The organism is Microcoleus sp. S13_B4, assembly GCF_036700885.1.
Classification (GTDB): Bacteria; Cyanobacteriota; Cyanobacteriia; order Cyanobacteriales; family Microcoleaceae; genus Microcoleus.
Genome location: NZ_JAUBPU010000047.1, coordinates 1 through 18,652 on the forward strand (window position 1 = coordinate 1; position 18,652 = coordinate 18,652).

General features: G+C 46.1%; 7 protein-coding genes. 3 read left to right on the forward strand and 4 right to left on the reverse strand.

Annotation, left to right across the window (positions count from 1 at the left end; all coding sequences use genetic code 11):
• The 4 genes from QT994_RS20510 to ppsA all read right to left on the reverse strand — a co-directional run.
• Window positions 1-3,274, reverse strand: a 3,274-nt coding sequence (locus QT994_RS20510; RefSeq protein WP_333177620.1) for a DUF4347 domain-containing protein, incomplete at its 3' end; no start/stop codon positions are given.
• 638 nt (window positions 3,275-3,912) lie between these two features.
• Window positions 3,913-5,073 (reverse strand): hypothetical protein, encoded by a 1,161-nt coding sequence (locus tag QT994_RS20515; RefSeq protein WP_333177622.1) that lies wholly within the window; start codon window positions 5,071-5,073, stop codon window positions 3,913-3,915.
• A 1,166-nt stretch (window positions 5,074-6,239) separates the two neighbouring features.
• Window positions 6,240-6,560: a DUF6464 family protein gene (locus QT994_RS20520; RefSeq protein WP_333177625.1), complete on the reverse strand. Its 321-nt coding sequence runs from the start codon at window positions 6,558-6,560 to the stop codon at window positions 6,240-6,242.
• Window positions 6,561-7,010: 450 nt separating this feature from the next.
• Window positions 7,011-9,488 carry a phosphoenolpyruvate synthase gene (gene ppsA / locus QT994_RS20525; protein WP_333177628.1) on the reverse strand — a complete coding sequence of 826 codons (2,478 nt, stop codon included), beginning with the start codon at window positions 9,486-9,488 and terminating at the stop codon, window positions 7,011-7,013.
• Between the two features lie 269 nt (window positions 9,489-9,757).
• Between ppsA and QT994_RS20530 the strand changes: the two genes are divergently transcribed.
• The 3 genes from QT994_RS20530 (at window position 9,758) to QT994_RS20540 (ending at window position 18,224) form a co-directional block, all read left to right on the forward strand.
• On the forward strand, window positions 9,758-9,913 hold the full coding sequence (locus QT994_RS20530; RefSeq protein WP_333177629.1) for a hypothetical protein: 156 nt from the start codon (window positions 9,758-9,760) through the stop codon (window positions 9,911-9,913).
• Window positions 9,914-10,257: 344 nt separating this feature from the next.
• Window positions 10,258-16,752 (forward strand): PAS domain S-box protein, encoded by a 6,495-nt coding sequence (locus QT994_RS20535; protein WP_333177632.1) that lies wholly within the window; start codon window positions 10,258-10,260, stop codon window positions 16,750-16,752.
• Between the two features lie 266 nt (window positions 16,753-17,018).
• Window positions 17,019-18,224, forward strand: a complete 1,206-nt coding sequence (locus tag QT994_RS20540) for a hybrid sensor histidine kinase/response regulator (protein ID WP_333048492.1) — start codon at window positions 17,019-17,021, stop codon at window positions 18,222-18,224.
• Window positions 18,225-18,652 lie beyond the last annotated feature (428 nt).

Below are 18,652 nucleotides of genomic sequence, written 5' to 3' on the forward strand. Positions count from 1 at the left end.
CATTGGCTGCTGGGACGGTGTTGATCGTGAAAGATGCGATCGACCCGTCGGGGTCGGTTCCTCCAAGTCCTGCGATCGCCACAGCGCTGCTGGGGGCGATTTCGAGGTTGACGTTGTTAGCTGTCGGCGGTTGATTGGCGGGAGTCGGAGTCGGTGCGGGAGTCGGAGTCGGAGTCGGGGCAGAGGCGATGCTGGTTGTAACAGTTGCGCCGGGCTCGATGCCGTTATTGTTGCGGGGATTCGGGTCATTCGTGTTTGAGGTACTTCTTGCCGTGTTGCTGACAGTGCCAGTCGCCGGGACTGGGAATCTGACAGTCCGGCTGACGGTCAAGCCGTCAGCTAAGGTGGCAATGGGCGGAAAGCTGACAATGCCTGTGGCTGGGTCGTAAATACCGCCGTTGGATGCTGTAACACCCGTTAAACCGGGAACGATGGTGTCTGTAACGGTGATGTTGGTGGCGGTAGTGGGCCCTCTGTTTTCGGTGAGAATTGTGTAGGTGACTGTCGATCCTGCCGCCGCAGTAGCGGGCCCGGTTTTGAGCGTAACTACATCGGCGCTATCGGTGATCGTGGTGGTGACTCGCGCTTGGGGGCTGCTGCCGTCGTTGTTGGCAGGATTGGGGTCTGGGCTCGTTGAGGTGCTGCTAGCAGTGTTGGCGATCGGGCCGATGGTGGCGGGAACTGCGAAACTGACTGTTCTGTTGGCGCTGGCTGCGCTGGCTATGGATGCGATCGCTGTCCAAGTCACAATACCTGTAGCTGCGTTGTAAGTTCCGCCGTCCGACACGCTGACTCCTGTTAAACCCGGAACGATGGTGTCGGCGATCGCCACATTGGTTGCCGCACTCGGCCCACTATTGGCTGCCGTAATTGTGTAGGTGACTGTCGAGCCTGCCGCCGCAGTAGCGGGCCCGGTTTTGACCGTCACTACATCGGCACTCTCGGTGATCGTGGTGGTAACTCGCGCTTGGGGGCTGCTGCCGTTGTTGTTGGCAGGATTGGGGTCTGGGCTCGTTGAGGTGCTGCTAGCAGTGTTGGCGATCGGGCCGATGGTGGCGGGAACTGCGAAACTGACTGTTCTGTTGGCGCTGGCTGCCCTGGCTAGGGATGCGATCGCTGTCCAAGTCACAATACCTGTAGTTGCGTTGTAAGTTCCGCCCTCGGAGACGCTGACTCCTGTTAAACCCGGAACGATGGTGTCGGCGATCGCCACATTGGTTGCCGCACTCGGCCCACTATTAGCTGCCGTAATTGTGTAGGTGACAGTCGAGCCTGCTGCCGCAGTAGCGGGCCCGGTTTTGACCGTCACTACATCGGCAATATCGTTCGTGATAGTGGTGGTGACTCGTGCTTCGGGGCTGCTGCCGCTGTTGTTGGCGGGTACGGGATCGATCGTGTTGCTGCTGCTGAATACACTGTTTGTAATAGCGCCGAGTGTAGTTGGGGTCGTAACAGTTACGGTGCGGGTGACGCTGGCCCCAAGAGGTAAATTCGGAATAGTTGGCCAGGTGACCAGTCTCGTTGTCGGGTTGAAAGTGCCGCCGTTGTCGGCACTGCCAAACACTGCCCCTCGGGGCAGTTGGTCTTCAACCAGCACGTTTTCGGCCACGTTCGGGCCGTTATTTACTGTCGTAATTGTGTAAGTAATGCTGCTGCCCGGTGCCGCAGCGGGCGGGCCTTTTTTCGTTGTCGCAACATCTGCTGTAGTAGGCGGCACCTCTATAGTTTGGATAGACAAAGTGCGAACGTCGTGAATATTTGTTGCGTCTCCCGTTGAGCCAGCAAAACCAAATTTGAATGTTTCCGGAATTGGCCCGTTTATTGTCGCTAAATTGTCAATCTTGATAATTGTCTCGCCCACATCTGTAAACGAACCATTATTGTTGAGATCAAAGTTAACAGTGAGACGGTTGGGCGTTGCCGAACTGGGAGGTTCCAAAATAACTTGAACTCTTCTTCTGGCTGGTTCCCGCGTGCTAGTAATGGTGTTGATCGGCGGACTTACGGGGTTTGGAATATTATCTACTCCCCCCGGCAAATAGTTAGAAGTTAAAAACTGATATTGCGTAGCTTCGCTACCTCGAAGCGTTACCGAATCAGGTCTAATTCCCCCCGAAATTCCGCCTACTCGCCCAGAACTTGTAGTTGAGAAATTTCCGAATTCATCCAATCCAATTCCTAAATAACCTCCCCGTAAACCGGACTGATTTGTATCTGCATTTTGGGCGTAGCCGAGAGACCCTCCATAGCCTCCAGCTACTGTTGGCGTCACAGTACCGTCAATTAAAAAGAAACTTATGCCATCCCCTGTCAAATTACTGGGTAAATTCGGACGTACAGTGCCGTTGTAGGCAAATATATCGAAGACTATTTTAAGGCCGCTGCTGACTGGTACCGGATTGTTATAGATGGCAAAAGTAGATTGGTCAAAACTTCTTGAAGTTAATCTCAAAGCCCCGCTACCGGGCGGGTCGATGTTCAAACCCGGAAAACTCTCCGATCCGGTTCCTGATGTTAAAGCTGGAGCGTCTGACGTGCCGCTGACCCCAGATATCCAAGGCCCTGTTAGATTTACCTCTTGAAAACTTTCGTCAACTAAAGTCACGAGGACAGCGCTGTAAGTTTCCTGCGTTTTTGTTTCAAAAGCTATGGCGGTTTTTACTCGTCCTGCTGTTACATTTAATTGCCAGTTTCCTCCTAATTTTGCACTGCCAATTAGATTGTTGGAAGCCGCTATATTTGCGCCTGTTAATTCTCTTAGCTTCCGCACGAAAGCAATCCCGGATTGTCCAGCCCCAACCCTGCACGCTAGTAATAAAATATCGGCTTTTTCGCTGAAGGCATTGCGCCACTGCTGCAAATGCCGATCGTACTTTGGCAAGTTTTCATCCTTCAGTACAGTTGACCCCAGTTGTAGCGAAGCTTCGTCGCCGTGAGCAACTATCTGAAGGCTAGCAATAAAGCTGCGTTTAGCTAGAATCTCGGTAATTTGTTCTACTCCGTCCCGCGTTCTATCGAGGACAATTATCTCTGTTCCCGGTTTGACTCCGCTGGCAAGATGCTGATAATTATCTACCCTCGGATCTATGCAAACTAAATATTTTTTATGCTCGCTCTTGACGCCAAAACTCGTTTTTTTTAAACCGTCAATATCGATTGCCCGATCGCCCGCTAATGACCTCCCAATCACAGGAAATTTTATGGATTCTTTGTCGCGCGGAACGCCACTTAATTTTTGAATTTGGCGAGAGTAGTTGCACCCTATTTTTTTCATGAGTTACATAGCTCCTTGACGTGTTTATTGTTAACCTTCAGCGACCGATCTTATTATTAATTGCTACTAGGAAATTTATAATTTCTAATTGATCGGCTTCGCATAATAGTTAACCAGTTCCATTTACGGCGATTATTTTTTAATTGACATCTTCCCAAAGTAGCAGTTAGCTCCATTTACCTGAAAATTAGGCGTTTTTTTAGCCAAGTATGACTGTAGCCAGAATTATTTTAAAATGAAAAAAAGCGGCGCGATGTACGGAAAAACGCCGTGGATTGGCAGCTTTCTTTGTGAAATACACTTAAAGTTTGTACTGTTAATGGCTTGAGTAATCAGATTTTTAGTAGGACTAAATTCCTGAACAACAACCACTGTTAGGGGAGTAAAACTGCCCAATATTTGTTAATATATTGAGACCAAATAACCTTCTATTTATGTAGACATAAACTCCTTTTATTGAGGTATCATTAGAAGTAAATTACTTAATAAAAACGTAGTTTTTGGTAGTCGATTGCTCCGAAAGAAAATAAGTCACTAGCTTGATGCTTGTTGATTTTAAACTTTCTTTAAAAGAATCAGGATTAGGAAACTAACCGAATTTAGAAAATATCGTGAAAGCCATGGAATTAAATGCGCTTTTATCCTGACGGAGCAAGAGTCAGAAAATCCCGAGCATTCAGAGAATTATGCGGCTCAAAAACCTGAGCAAAAACCTCCCCAGTGGCAGCAACTTGCAAGAGTGTGCCATTCGCTGTCGAGTTAATTCGCAGGACCTCAAAACTTAGTCCGTCGGCGAGGACAAACTTATCAGTTCCTACTTCACAATTGAGCAAGGTAGTGACTCGACCCTCCGCCTCACCGGGCGCTGCGACTGTCGAGCAGTTGTGGTTCGTCAAGTCGGGGTCTGGAGTGTGCGATCGGCTCGATACAATGTTGGTGATCCTCGTCAGGGTAGGCGACGGTACAAAGCTGATGGTGGGGCTCTGGTTGGTGCCGATCGCTAAATTCGTGATCGCTGGGAAATCGATCGCTCCAGTGGCTAGATTGTAGGTTCCGCCGTCGGACAGGGTGACTCCCCTTAAGCTGGGAATCAGGCTGTCGGTGATGACTACATTGGCAGCGGGACTCGGCTCGTTGTTGCTAGTAGTAATTGTATAAATGAGCATCGCGCCCGCGTTGATGCTCGCTGCCGCCGTTTTTTGGGTGACAACATCGACCACAGCATCGATCAAGGTGGTGACGGTGGCGTTGGGGTTTGTACCGTTGTTGTTGGCCGGAGTCGAGTTGGGAGTGATGGAGATACTTCTGGCCGTGTTGCGGATGGAAGTTAGGGTGGGCGGTACTGTGAAGCCGATCGTCCGGGTGACTGTCTCCGCATTGGCGATTGCCACGGGCCCGAAGGTGACAAGGCCAGCCACAAGATCGTAAGTATCGCCGTCCGATACGGTGACTTTTGTTAAACCCCAAACAATGCTGGCAGTGATGGTCACGTCGGTCGCGGGGTGTTGCCCCCTGGTAGTCGTGGTCACTAGGTAGTCTACCCTCGAATCGACGAATAGTACATTTTTTACACTCCGGCTGCCACTCGACTTGGTGGAGAGCAAAAATTCTCTGTGGGGATGCCCAATTCCCCCGCCGCCACGGAGTTTGTGGGACAGGAAATACTCCTCTGTTTTTACTTGTTTTATTTGTTTTTTCTGATGATAAGTTGCTCTTGTTCGGGAGTTTGCGCCCGCAATCCTTGCGCTGGAGTCACCTATTTTTTTAGTTATAATTGGTTTGTGGCAGATGCTTTGCATGGTCAAATTGTTTCACGGATTGTAGATGATATACCCACTGCAAGATGCTAATTATCACATATGGAGAAGCTGAAATAGCAGAGTAAGAGGCTCTGATTCTTGACTTATAGAAAGACCAAGAAGCAAATTTTACTCAGCAAAAAGCAGTGCTATCTTGATATTTAATAGCATTGCAAATATCGCCTGCAGAAGCTCTGACAAGTGGGAGTCTAAATCCCGAGCATCTATCGGGTGATTTTTTGCCTTCAGCTTTCTGTTGTGTTAGCGAGTGTATCGGTGACACGCATATCTCTTACACCAGGCACTAGACAATAACACGAGTTCTCAAAAATTTACTTAATGAGGTTTTCTGTCATCGTCTAAGGCACTTTATTTGCAGAGAAATTTCAGCATTTATTGACGCAGAAACCGGGTTTGATGGACGAAAAGACTTCGTTACAGCCCTCGCTCCCGGTAAAAAACTAGGTTTCTTTGGTTTTGGTGGGCAAGCCCTGTTAACAATAGTAACCCCACCTTAATTAGGGAGTGTTGGCCGTGACATAATTAGGCCAGCAGTACCGAAGGCGTGTCCTTAAATTAAAATATACATACCCTGTATCGACGAGGCGTCTTAAAAATTCATGACTTGCAGTCTGAAGACAGCAATCCTGGTTTGAGACTGTTTTGCTGCGATCGCAAAAACAGATTAGTGTCGCCCACAACTAACGTCTCAAACTGTCAACAAGCGAGTCTTCGAGCAGGTTTCTGTTTAAGGTAAATGCTCGGGACTATTTTTCGTGCAGCATTTTTTAGGATGTTTTGGAGAAACTGGCTTGGAGATTTTCCCATCAGCTACTTGCGATTTTGGTTCGCTAATTTTTTTAACTGCTGGAGTTAGGCCCAAGAGACGAGAAACCCAATTTATTCGGAGTTTTCTGGCCACCCAACCAAAATTTATGGTCTAAACTTGGTTTCGGAGCGTAAATCCTAAACTAAAAAAACAGCGATCGCAATCCGCCAGTTATGGCAAGTGTAACCAAGCAATAATGCTCGATTAGGTTTTAATTGCTGAGTTTTGGCGTGGGTCGTCCAAAACAAGCTTCACCAATAATCCTTACACGTAAGTACATATTAACTCATTGATTACTACATCCGCAAATAGGCATAGATATAAGCACCAATACAAGCTATATCTTTTGCTCTCGAACGTCAAGAGTTCTGGCTTGGTAGTACGGACAATCTTGACAGGGCCCCGAAGGATTAACCGCGCAGCGAATGTAATTAGAGCGGGCGTTATACTCGCAAGTGATATCGCCGATCGAATAACCGAGGCTTTGTATGTAAGTGCGATCGGCAGTTGGTAGTTGAGTTCGCATGGCTCTATTCGCTACCGCAAGCCTAGCCGCTGCAATTCTATCGCGGGCTTGGCTCTGAGCAGAGCGCATCACCCACAAAGACAGCAGCGAGGGAGCTAAACCTATGAAAATAATTAGGAGAACAGTTAGCACTTTGTGAGAGCTTATGTGGAGAATATGTTTTTTGATTTAGGCGATCGGCAACGGAAAATTATCTCAGAAACGACGGTTTTAAAGGAGAAAAGTTCCCGAGCAAGTCTCAAACTAGGCGGCCCATGTGTTAACCGTTAGCTGGCGGGTTCGGAGGGCGATCGCTTTTGGCGCCAGTTTCTTCGTAAAGCGCATCTCCCGAGCCCAACAAAGCCAGAAGCGAAGGTATGGTGTGATATTATGCCAGGTCAATTACCCGCAATAAAATAGTTTGGTAGTGACGAATGCAAGCCCTCATAAAAATCACAGAACTTGGATTCATCACTACAAACGCGAGCTCGGTGATTTTACATGACTAGATATGAGAAACCGGGTCGAGTTCACAAACAACCAAGCCAGGAAAGGGCGCAGCTATTGTTTAAAAAACCCGGTTTATCTCAAAAACTAAAACGGTTACACTTTAGCAACCTCCCCCGCTAAATCCATCAACGAACCCGCACCTTCTACCTTAGCAACATCTAACAAAGTCTTCAAAACCGAATCGGGATTCAAACTAATCGAATCAATTCCCAACTCAACCAAGAAACGAGCAAACTCAGGATAATCGCTGGGCGCTTGACCGCAAATCCCAATCTTGCGATCGTACTTCTTGGCGGCTTTAATGGCAATTGCTACCATACGCTTGACAGCTTCATTCCGTTCGTCAAAAAGGTGCGCGACTAAAGCAGAATCCCGGTCTAATCCTAATGTTAACTGAGTTAAATCGTTAGAGCCGATCGAGAATCCGTCAAAAACTTGCGCGAATTCGTCAGCAAATATCACATTGCTAGGCAATTCGCACATCACATACACTTGCAAGCCGTTCTCGCCTTTAACTAAACCGTGTTTTGCCATCTCGGCTAACACTTTTCGCCCTTCCTCCGGGGTGCGACAAAATGGAATCATCGGAATTACATTTGTCAAGCCCATTTCATCCCGAACTCGCTTTAATGCTTTGCATTCCAAAGCGTAAGCTTCGCGGTAATTTGGGTCGTAATAGCGAGAGGCCCCACGCCACCCGATCATCGGGTTTTCTTCCTTGGGTTCAAACTGCCGTCCTCCCAAAAGATTAGCATATTCGTTGCTCTTGAAATCGCTCATCCGCACGATAACTGGATTGGGATAAAATGCGGCGGCAATTGTAGCTATTCCGTGGGCGAGTTTGTCGGTGAAGAAATCTGGTTTGTGTGGGTAAAGTGCTGTCAGTTCTGCAATCTCTTCTTTTACTGATTCATCTACCAATTCGTCAAAGTGAATTAGTGCCAGCGGGTGTGCTTTAATGTGATTGGCAATGATGAATTCCAGCCGTGCTAAGCCTACGCCGTCGCAAGGAATTGCTGATAAACCAAAGGCTTCTTCTGGATTCCCGACATTCATTAAAATTTGAGTGCGGGTGCGGGGTAAATTCGCGATCGCAGTTTCTTGAATTTCAAAAGGAAGCAAACCGGCATAAACTTTGCCTTCGTCTCCTTCCGAACAAGAAACAGTGATTTCTTGATGGTTTTTCAAGATTTGGGTGGCGTCGCCGGTGCCGACAATGGCGGGAATTCCCATTTCTCGGGCGATGATCGCGGCGTGACAAGTGCGGCCACCGGAATTGGTGACGATCGCACTTGCTTTTTTCATAATCGGTTCCCAATCCGGGTCTGTTTTGTTGGTAACTAAAACTTCTCCTGATTGAAATTCAGCGATTCTGTGCACATCTAAAATCACGCGGGCTTTGCCTTGTCCGATTGATTCGCCAACGGCGCGTCCTTTTGCCAAAATTGCACTGGAACCTTGCAATTTGTAGTTTCGCAAAATTTTAGCCGACTTTTGAGATTGTACCGTTTCGGGTCGCGCTTGGACGATAAACAATTCACCCGTATTGCCGTCTTTCGCCCACTCAATGTCCATCGGGGTATAAGTTCCACGCACTTTAGAGTAGTGTTCTTCTATGACTACTGCCCATTTTGCTAGTTGCAGAATTTCATCATCTTGTATGGCAAATTTATTTTTTTCTGCTGCTATGACGGAGACGTTTTTGGTGTATTTAGAACCGCCGATATCGTACACCATTTTGAGTGTTTTGCTGCCGAGGCGTTTGTCTAAAATCGGGAGAAAACCTTGTTTTAAGGTTGGTTTAAAGACGAAGTATTCGTCGGGGTTGACGGTGCCTTGGACGACGTTTTCGCCTAATCCGTAGGCTGCGGTTACTAATACGGCGTTTTTGAATCCGGTTTCGGTGTCGATGCTGAACATGACGCCGGAGGATGCTAAGTCCGATCGCACCATTTTTTGGACGCCGACTGATAGGGCGACTTCAAAGTGGTCGAAACCTCGCTGTTGGCGGTAGGAAATCGCGCGATCGGTGAATATGGAAGCAAAGCATTTGTGACAGCATTCGAGGACACCAGCGCAAGCTTGGACGTTGAGGTAGGTTTCTTGCTGTCCCGCGAAACTCGCGTCTGGTAAGTCTTCGGCGGTGGCGGAGGAACGCACTGCTACGTCTGTACTGTCGCCGTAGCGATCGCACAATTTCTCGTAAGCATCCGCGATCGCCGCTTGCAGTTCTCGCGGAAACGGTGTGTCCAGAATCAGTGCCCGCGCTTGCTTGCCTTTTTGTCGCAGGTTTTGCAAATCTTCTACGTCTAAATCGGCAAAAATTTCGCGCAATTTAGCTTCTAAACCCGCTGACTGGATGAAGTAGCGGTAAGCGTGTGCTGTAGTTGCAAATCCGTTGGGAACTCTGACTCCTTGCGCGGTTAACTGTTGAATCATTTCGCCTAAAGAAGCATTTTTTCCACCTACTAAGGGGATGTCGGCGATGCCGACTTCATCAAACCACAATACTAAGGCTTTTTCTTTGGTAATTAAAACGGTTTTTGGGGCTATCTCGAATTTTTCTATCATTGCTTTTTTCCTCTCAACTTCATCTCAGTTCGGTCAAAGGACAGTAAACAAAATACGGTTTATTTTGAATTGTATTTTTGTTACCAAAATTCTCTGATTTTTTCCTAGGCTGTATCAACCGAGTTTTCGATTGCCTCTATTTAAAGACTATCACTTTTTTGCTAAATAGCAAGACCTCGGGAGAAAATTTATTTGATTGCAAAAAGTAAAGGATTCGCAGTAATGAGTTTATGTAAGGTATTATAAAAGAAGTGGTAAAAATATGAATAGTGAAGATAGTTCGCACCGCTTTTTTTGCGTTGAGCGCTCATTGGTGCGGGGATATGGCTTGGATGGTGTTGCTAGGGGAATTGAAGGACAACAAAGGGTGGGGTTTGCTCGCGCGATCGGCTGCACCCGCCCAAAAACGGATACAAGTTTCCTAAAGGAGTCGTGAGTGGGCAAAAATTTGAGACTAAGGTTCGACCTTCCCGATTAATCTCTGGAGTAAATCTAAAATCTAAAATCTAAAATCGACTGACCGGGGCGCTAGCCCTAACAACACAACACCAAGCAGCTTAGTTTCCTCCGGAAACCGAACTCCTAAAAACCATAAAATTTTTGCCTCTGATTGCGTGGATCTACTTAGAGCAAAAAAACAGTCGCATAGAGCGGATTGTAGTTGTTGAACCACCGAGTTTTTAACTTGGAGTGGCGGGATTTGGGGCGAGGCAATTATTTATATGCTATAATAGTTAGCTCGACTGCCTTATGACAAAAAACAAGGTATATGATATCAGTTTTGAGCTCAGCCGCAAAGCGAAACGGCTTTAAAGTTCTTCTAGTCGAAGACAATCAAGCCGAAGCCGATCTGATCGAAGAATTATTATTAGAAACAAATGTTAGCCGAGCCGAGCCTCAAAGGCTGTCAGTAAACTGTACAGACCGTCTCAGCAAAGCGCAGCAACTTTTGGTCGGTGAACATTTTGATGTGATTTTACTAGACCTTTCGTTGCCCGACAGCCAAGACTTAAGTACAATTGTCAAAATACAAGAATACAGCCTAAATACTCCGATTGTCGTACTGACGGCCCGCAACGATGAAGAGCTTGCCGTGCAGTCAATTCAAGCCGGAGCTCAGGATTATCTAGTCAAGCGAAACATCGACAGCGAAGTGTTAATTCGATCGCTCCGCTACGCAGTCGAGCGCCAGCACAACCAAGAAGCTTTGCGAAAAAGCGAAGAAAAATATCGCTCGGTAGTCGAGAATTCTCTCGTCGGAATTGCGATTATTGCTCCTCCAATTTCCCCCTCAGAACCAGAAAAATGCAAGTGCTTGGAAGTTAACGATGCTTTGTGCGATTTGCTGGGGTATGATCGCCAAGAGTTTTTGCACAACAATTGGGATCAGTGGGGTTTTCCTGATGACTTGCAGGCCAGCTTACAGCCGTTAAAAAAAGTTTTAGCCGGGGAAAGTGAAGGCTATGTTTTAGACAAAAGGTGGCGTCGAAAAGACGGAGAAACAGTTTACACTAGAGTTTCTCTGCGCTGTATTCGCGGTCGCGATGGCTCGATCGACAGGATGATTAAAATAGTCTTGGATGTGAGCGATCGCTACCATTACGAAGCTCAATTAAAAGCGTCAGAAGAGTTTTTAAATCATACGATTAATGCTACTCCCGATCCAATTTTTGTCAAAGACGAGCAGCACAGGTGGGTCGTATTAAACGACGCTTTTTGCGACTTGATAGGAAAAAGGCGATCGGAACTCATAGGCAACTCGGGATATGAGTTTTTCCCCCCTGCACAAGCCGATTTGTTTTGGCAACAAGACGAGCAAGTATTGCAAAGAAGCATTCCTGAGCAAACCGAAGAAACTTTTATAGATAGCGTGGGCAAAGAACGCATTCTATCTACTAAAAAAACTGTGTTCACCAAAACCGACGGCACTAAAATGTTGGTCGGGACAATGCGAGATGTGACGGATTACAAGCGCCAGCAAATAGCGTTGCAGGAAAGCGAAGCTCGATTTCAAATAATGACCGACAACGTGCCGGGAATGATTTATCAGTATCGGCTTTATGTAGATGGTAAAACATCTTTTACTTACGTTTCTTCGGGCAGTTGGCAGATATACAATTTAAAGCCAGAAGAAATAGAAGAAAATGCCGCTTTGGCTTTTGCAACAGTTCACCCAGACGACATATCAGATTTGCAGCGGTCGATCGCAACTTCAGCGGTGACTCAGCAAGCTTGGCAGCACCAGTGGCGGCAAATTATGCCGGACAAAGTGAAGTGGCTGCAAGGCGCGTCGAGACCGGAAAAACAAGCCAACGGCGATATAGTTTGGGACGGTTTGGTGATGGATGTCACCGAATTAAAACAAACCCAGCAAGACCGCGATCGATTTTTTAATCTCTCGCTGGATTTACTTTGCATTGCAGGTTTTGACGGCTATTTCAAACGCTTAAACCCCGCTTGGTCAAATGTATTCGGTTACAGCAGCGAGGAAATGCTAGCCCAACCTTTGATTGAATTTGTGTATCCAGAAGACCGACCAATAACTCTAGCTGAATTAGAAAAACTTAAAAAAGGCAACCCCGTTATTAGCTTAGAAAATCGCTATATTTGCCAAGATGGTACTTATAAATGGCTGTCGTGGACGGCATCGCCGTTTGCAGAAGAAGGTTTGATTTATGCCGTTGCTCGGGACGTTACATTGAGCAAGCAAGCTGAAGCTGAATTACGCAAGAGCGAAGCCACCAACCGCGCTCTTTTAAATGCGATCCCAGACATGATATTTCGCTGTCGGGCAGACGGCACTTTTGTAGACTTCAAACCTGCCAAATATTTCGAGAATTTCCTACCGCAAAAAAGCCTAATCGGCCAAAAAGCACAAGACATATTGCCGACTGCTTTTGCTGACAAAATCTTGTCTGGCAATCAACAACCGATCGACACCGACGAGATTGAAGTCGTAGAATATCAAATGCCAGTTAATGGTGAACTCTACGATTTTGAAGCGAGAATTGTTTTCTGCACAGATGACGAAATTATCGCGATAGTCCGCGACATCACGAATCGCAAACGTTTCGAGTCAAAACTCCACAGGCAAGCAGCGGCAATGGCTGCCGCTTCCGAAGGTATCGCTATACTCGATGCCAACGGAGAGTTTATTTATTGGAACGCAGCCCAACTAAAAATTTACGGTTACGACTCTATCGAAGAAGTGTTAGGCAAAAGTTGGCAAGTATTCTACGAAGATGCAGAACTGCAAAGGTTTGAGCAAGAAGTTATGCCCAATTTAGTGAAGAAAGGTTGGTACATGACCGAAGCAGTAGGATGCCGCCGCGACGGCTCGAAAGTCCCTATAGATGTATCACTGACAATGCTGGCCGACGGAGAAACTATTTGCGTTGTTCGCGATATTTCCCAAAGAAAACAAGCAGAAGCAGCACTACAAGAGAGCCAGCGATTCAGTCAACAAATTGCTGGGGCCAGTCCTAATATTTTGTATGTTTGTGACTTAATTGAAAAAAAAAATATCTATGCTAACGCTTCTATATACCACATTCTCGGCTATACAGTAGAAGAGATTCAGGCAATGGGGCCGTGGATGATGTCAACTTTAATCCACCCCGAAGATTCACTCAAAATGCCGGATTATTTACTGCAAGTCGAAACAGGCAGCGAAGGGGATATCTTTGAAATAGAATACCGCATTAGGCACAAGGATGGTTCTTGGCGCTGGATGGTTAGCCGAGATACTGTATTTGCGAAAACAGCAGACGGTAAGTTAAAACAAATTCTGGGCACGGGAACTGATATTACAGAAAGCAAGCAAGCAGAAGATGAAATAAAGCTGTTGCTGGCAGCAACTCAAGCCATTAGTCAGTCGGCAGATTTGCACAGTGCCCTCTCAGATATCCTGCGGTTGCTGTGCAATGCGATCGACTGGAATTTTGCGGAAGCTTGGATACCGGCTGCTAACGGTACTTTTTTGGAACACAGCAAAAATTGGTACGCTAGCGATCGCGATTTAGATAGGTTCGGCCACGAAAGTAAAAAAATTAGATTCGCCTCCGGAGTAGGAGTGCCGGGACGGATTTGGTCAACCCGAAAGGTAGAATGGATAGAAGATATTTCTATAGCCAATAATCATTTTTTTACCAGAACCCAAATGGCGGCAGCACTCGGATTGAAAAGTTGTTTCGGAGTGCCAATTCGCGCTCGATCAGAGGTGCTGGCAGTTTTAATATTCTGCAAGCGCGACCGATCGATTATGGAACCGCGTATAGTAGAGTTGGTCAAGGCGGTAGCGACTCAGTTGGGCGCTCATATTCAGCGCAAACAAGCCGAAGAAGAATTGCGTAAAAGTGAAGAACGCTGGCAGTTAGTTCTCAAAGGCAATCAAGACGGAATTTGGGATCTGAATCTTCAAACAAATGAAGCTTTTCGATCGGCCCGCTGGCACGAAATTATAGGTTACGCAGAGGGCGAAATAGACAGCACCAACCGCGCATGGATCGATCGCCTCCATGCAGAAGATCGCTCAAGAGTGCAAGCAGCGATCCAAGGTTATCTCGATCGCCAAATCCCGAATTACGCCACGGAATACCGCTTGCAGTGCAAAGACGGCAGCTATAAGTGGGTACTCGCCCGCGCTCAAGCAGTGTGGGACGAAGCCGGAAACCCTCTGCGGATGGTGGGTTCGATGACGGATATCAGCGATCGCAAAGCAGCAGAATTAGCTTTACTGCAGGTCACTCAAGCCGTCGAAAGTACCAGCGACGCGATCGTGATAGCCGACTTGAAAGGGCGGTCTCTTTACCACAATCAAGCCTTCATTCAGCGCTACGGGTACACCGTGGAAGAACTTAACGATATTGGCGATATGGCCGCGCTTTACGTCCGGCATAAAAATTACAAACAAATTTATAAAAGCCTTCGCCAAGGTCGCTCGTGGTGCGGCGAAGTGGCCATGCGAACTAAAAGCTGCGAAGCAGTAACTGCTCTGGTGCGAGCCGATAGCATTCAAGATATTAATGGTAATTCCATCGGCTTAATAGGAGTAATTACAGATATCACCAAACGCAAAGAATCAGAAGTAATTTTGCGCCAAAAATTAAAGCGCGAACAGTTGGTTGTCGCCATGCTGGAACGCATTAGATCTTCTCTCAATCTCGAAGAAATTCTTACTAAAAGTGTCGAAGAAGTGCGGCAGTTTTTGCAAGTAGACCGCACTATTATTTACCAATTCAAGCCGGATTGGAGCGGGTTTATCGCTGTCGAGTCGGTTGCCGAAAATTCCCGACCAATTGTAGGAATGGAAATTTATGACCCCTGTTTTGGGGAAGCCTACGTTACTCTTTACCGAGACGGCAGAATTAGAGCCACAGAAGATGTTTACAATGCCGGTCTGGCAGACTGCCACTTGGCTTTGTTGACTCGGCTCGATGTGAGAGCGAATCTGGTAGTGCCGATTTTGCAAGGCGAAAACTTGTGGGGGCTGTTAATTGCCCACCACTGCACGGGCCCGCGTCTTTGGCAGCAATTCGAGGGAGAGTGCCTAAAACAATTGGGGGTGCAGTTGGCGATCGGCATTCAGCAATCGATGCTATTTGAACAAGCACAAACTGAAATTGCCGATCGCAAACTTGCAGAAACCGCCCTGCAATTAGCTAAAGAAGCCGCCGAATCCGCCAACCGCGCTAAAAGCGACTTTCTCGCTAACATGAGCCACGAATTGCGGACGCCTTTGAACGGAATTTTGGGATACATTCAACTGCTCAAAGTCGATAAAAATTTTACCGCAGATCAGCAGGAAAGTCTTAACAACATTCACCAGTGCGGCAACCACCTGCTGATGCTGATTAATGATGTTTTAGACCTCTCAAAAATCGAAGCTAGTAAAATGGATCTGTCGGTGACAAACGTGCATTTTTCTAGTTTTGTGAAAAGTATTATTGATTTGTTCCAGATGCGCTCTGCTCAAAAAGGAATTGCCTTTAATTACGAGCAGGTTTCAGCGCTTCCAGACGGAATTTTGGCAGACGAAAAAAGGTTGCGTCAAGTTTTGATTAATTTGCTCAGCAATGCCGTTAAGTTTACGAACAGTGGCAGCGTTACATTCAAAGTCGGTTATGCAGAAAATTTCCCCGATAACTATCCTCCAACCAACTGCGAAAATTCTAGTTTGACAGCGGAAATTGCCAGTCAAACGATCAATTTGACCGCGAATTTAGACGCGCAGCAAATGTCGCTCCCGCCACTGGGAACAACAGAAGCGCGCGAGGTGATAACAACAGAAAATACCAGCGATCATGCCCTTACCCCTAAAATTCGCTTTCAAATCGAAGATACCGGCATTGGCATCGGGCAGAATAAATTAGAAGAAATATTTTTGCCTTTTCATCAAGTGGGCGATCATAACAATTTCGTCGAAGGTACCGGACTGGGACTTTCCATCAGCCAAAAATTAGTCAAAATGATGGGCAGCCAAATTCGCGTCCAAAGTACCCCCGGCAAAGGCAGCATATTTTGGGTGGATCTAGACTTGCCTGCAGTTGCCCCGTCTTCGGAACTCGCCTCCCGGCAAGAAAAAAGGCAGCTTGTAGGTTTTACTGGCCCCCAGCGGAAAGTGCTAATAGTGGACGATCACGAAGTAAATCGCGCCATGTTGCACAGGCTGCTTTTTCATTTAGGCTTTGAAATTGTAGAAGCTACAGACGGCGAAGACTGCTTGCACAAAGCACAGGAATTTCTACCGGATATAATTTTAATGGATTTGCTGATGCCCGTAATGAACGGTTGGGAAGCTACTAGGCGGCTGCGAGAGTTGCCGGAAGTAAAAGATACTGTTATCCTTGCTTTGTCTGCTAACGTTTACGAGACTACCAAGCAAGAGAGCATACTTGCAGGTTGCGATAATTTTCTCACCAAGCCGATTCAAACTAACGAGCTTTTAGAATTATTGCGCCTGCATTTGAGACTAGAATGGGTTTACGAAGAAAGATCACAAACCAAAAAGCGGACAGATCAAACTGCCAAAGCATCTTCTGAGATTGCTGCTGCTGACTCAACGATGGTGTCTCCTGCCTCAGAGTCAGTCTTGGCGTTGTTAAGATTGGCTGCAATGGGCGATATTGAAGCTATTCTGGAAGAAACTGCTAAACTCGAAGATTCTGACCCGACATTAGTGCCTTTCGTTCATCACCTGCGCCAACTTGCTAAAGGATTTCAGCTCAAGCAAATTCGAGATTTTTTGAAGCAACATTTGTCATAAAATTGACGGTAGCTAACAGACAACTCAAAATCAGTTAAATCTCGCGCCCAGAGCACCATTCTCAATCAGGGGTTCTGGCCTCCCGGGAAGCGACAACTTAATTTGCTTGGGCGACCCGGGCTCGCAGCCGGCTCCTTAAAGGGTTATTGCAAATAGAAGCATCTAGGAAGCAACCGGGTTTCTAGAGCCGCAGAAAATTCATTGAATCCGATTTAACGTCACAACCCACAACTCAAAAATCAAAAATTTGAATATTTTCCTTGAATATGAACGATAAGAATTCCGAAAGAAGCATCATACTAATTGTCGATGACAACCAAACAAATCTTGACGTGCTTTTCGAGTTGTTAAGGAATTACGGGTTTAAAGTATTAGTGGCTCTAGACGGCGAAAGTGCGATCGAGCAAATTGACTACATCCATCCAGACTTGATTCTTTTGGATATCATGATGCCAGGAATTGACGGTTTTGAAACTTGCCGCCGTTTGAAAGCAGACCCCTCAACGCAAGATATTCCCATCATATTCATGAGCGCCCTTTCCGATACGCCTGATAAAGTAAAAGGCTTTCAGACAGGAGCTGTTGACTACATCACTAAGCCTTTCCAGCACGAAGAAGTTTTGAGCCGGATTCAAACCCACTTGACAATCCGCAGCTTGCAAAAAAAACTCGAAGAAAAAAACCTCGAACTTGCCCACCTCAACCAAAACCTGGAAAGACTTGTTGAACAAAAAACCAAGCAATTAATAAACCAGGAAAAAACAGCCATCATCGGACGTTTGACCCAGGGAATGGTTCACAACCTCAAAAGTCCCCTGCAAGTGATCCAGACTAGCGTCGATTTGATTGAAACAAAAGCCACACAAATTCAAGAAGACTCTCTGTTTAATTATACTAAGTATATTTTTCAAGCTGTCACAAAAATCAATCAGATCATGGATACTCTGATGATGAAAAGCCGAAACGAGCAAAAGCAAGATTTGCACCCGGTGAATATCAATGATTTAGTGCAGAGAGAAATTCAGCTATTGGAAGGGAACCTGTATTTTAAAAATAAGATTAGAAAAAAATACTTTTATGACGAAGAAATTGCCAGTATTCCATTAATTTATTCCTATGTTTCTCAAGTATTTTATAATTTAATTAATAATGCAATGGATGCTATGTGGGAAAAGAAAAGTAGAGAAATAACTATCGTGACTCGGCAAGACGACTCGAACATATACATGGATATTGCAGATACGGGATGCGGCATATCATCTGAAGATTTGTCAAAAATTTTTGACCCTTTTTACACTTCCAAGCCCCCTAAAGGCGAGGAAAAAACCGAAGGCGAACCGACAGGAACAGGTCTAGGACTTTATACTTGTATTGAACTTTTAAAACCTTTTAACGGTGAGATTGCTATTAGCAGCAATGTGGGTCAAGGCAGCGTGTTTACAGTTGTGCTGCCCAAACCGCAGAAAAATTGAGCGAGTCAACTGAGTTAAATTGTGTCGGGTAGACAACCATACTTAAGTTTGTAATTAAATTTGTAGCAAGGAATGCAAGTCTTGGTTCCTCACTCAAGAGAGGACTTACATTGCTCAATACAAATAGGCGCTAATTCCGGGTCATTAACCGAAGACAATCTCAGAGCGGATTTTGTAAATAAACGGTAATTCTCGTAGTTTAGTAGTGATACCCTTTTGAAAAAAAATGCCACTTTAGGCAAGCTTTAAACGGCAATTTATCATCTAAAATTTCACAGGCTATCACTAATGCCAATCTTGATTACTCCCCGCTCTTTTGACTTGCCTCTTGCTATTCCCCTGCCAAAGGTTGTAAATTAAAACAGAGTTGAGTTGCAATATTGGTAAGAGTATGATAGTTTTGGGCCACTAGGTTTGGGGCGAGGCGG

Excerpts from the sequence above, each read along its gene's own strand:
- QT994_RS20515 (WP_333177622.1), bottom strand. The coding sequence starts at position 5,073 with ATGCAAAGCATCTGCCACAAACCAATTATAACTAAAAAAATAGGTGAC.
- ppsA (WP_333177628.1), bottom strand. The coding sequence starts at position 9,488 with ATGATAGAAAAATTCGAGATAGCCCCAAAAACCGTTTTAATTACCAAA.
- QT994_RS20535 (WP_333177632.1), top strand. The coding sequence starts at position 10,258 with ATGATATCAGTTTTGAGCTCAGCCGCAAAGCGAAACGGCTTTAAAGTT.
- QT994_RS20540 (WP_333048492.1), top strand. The coding sequence starts at position 17,019 with ATGAACGATAAGAATTCCGAAAGAAGCATCATACTAATTGTCGATGAC.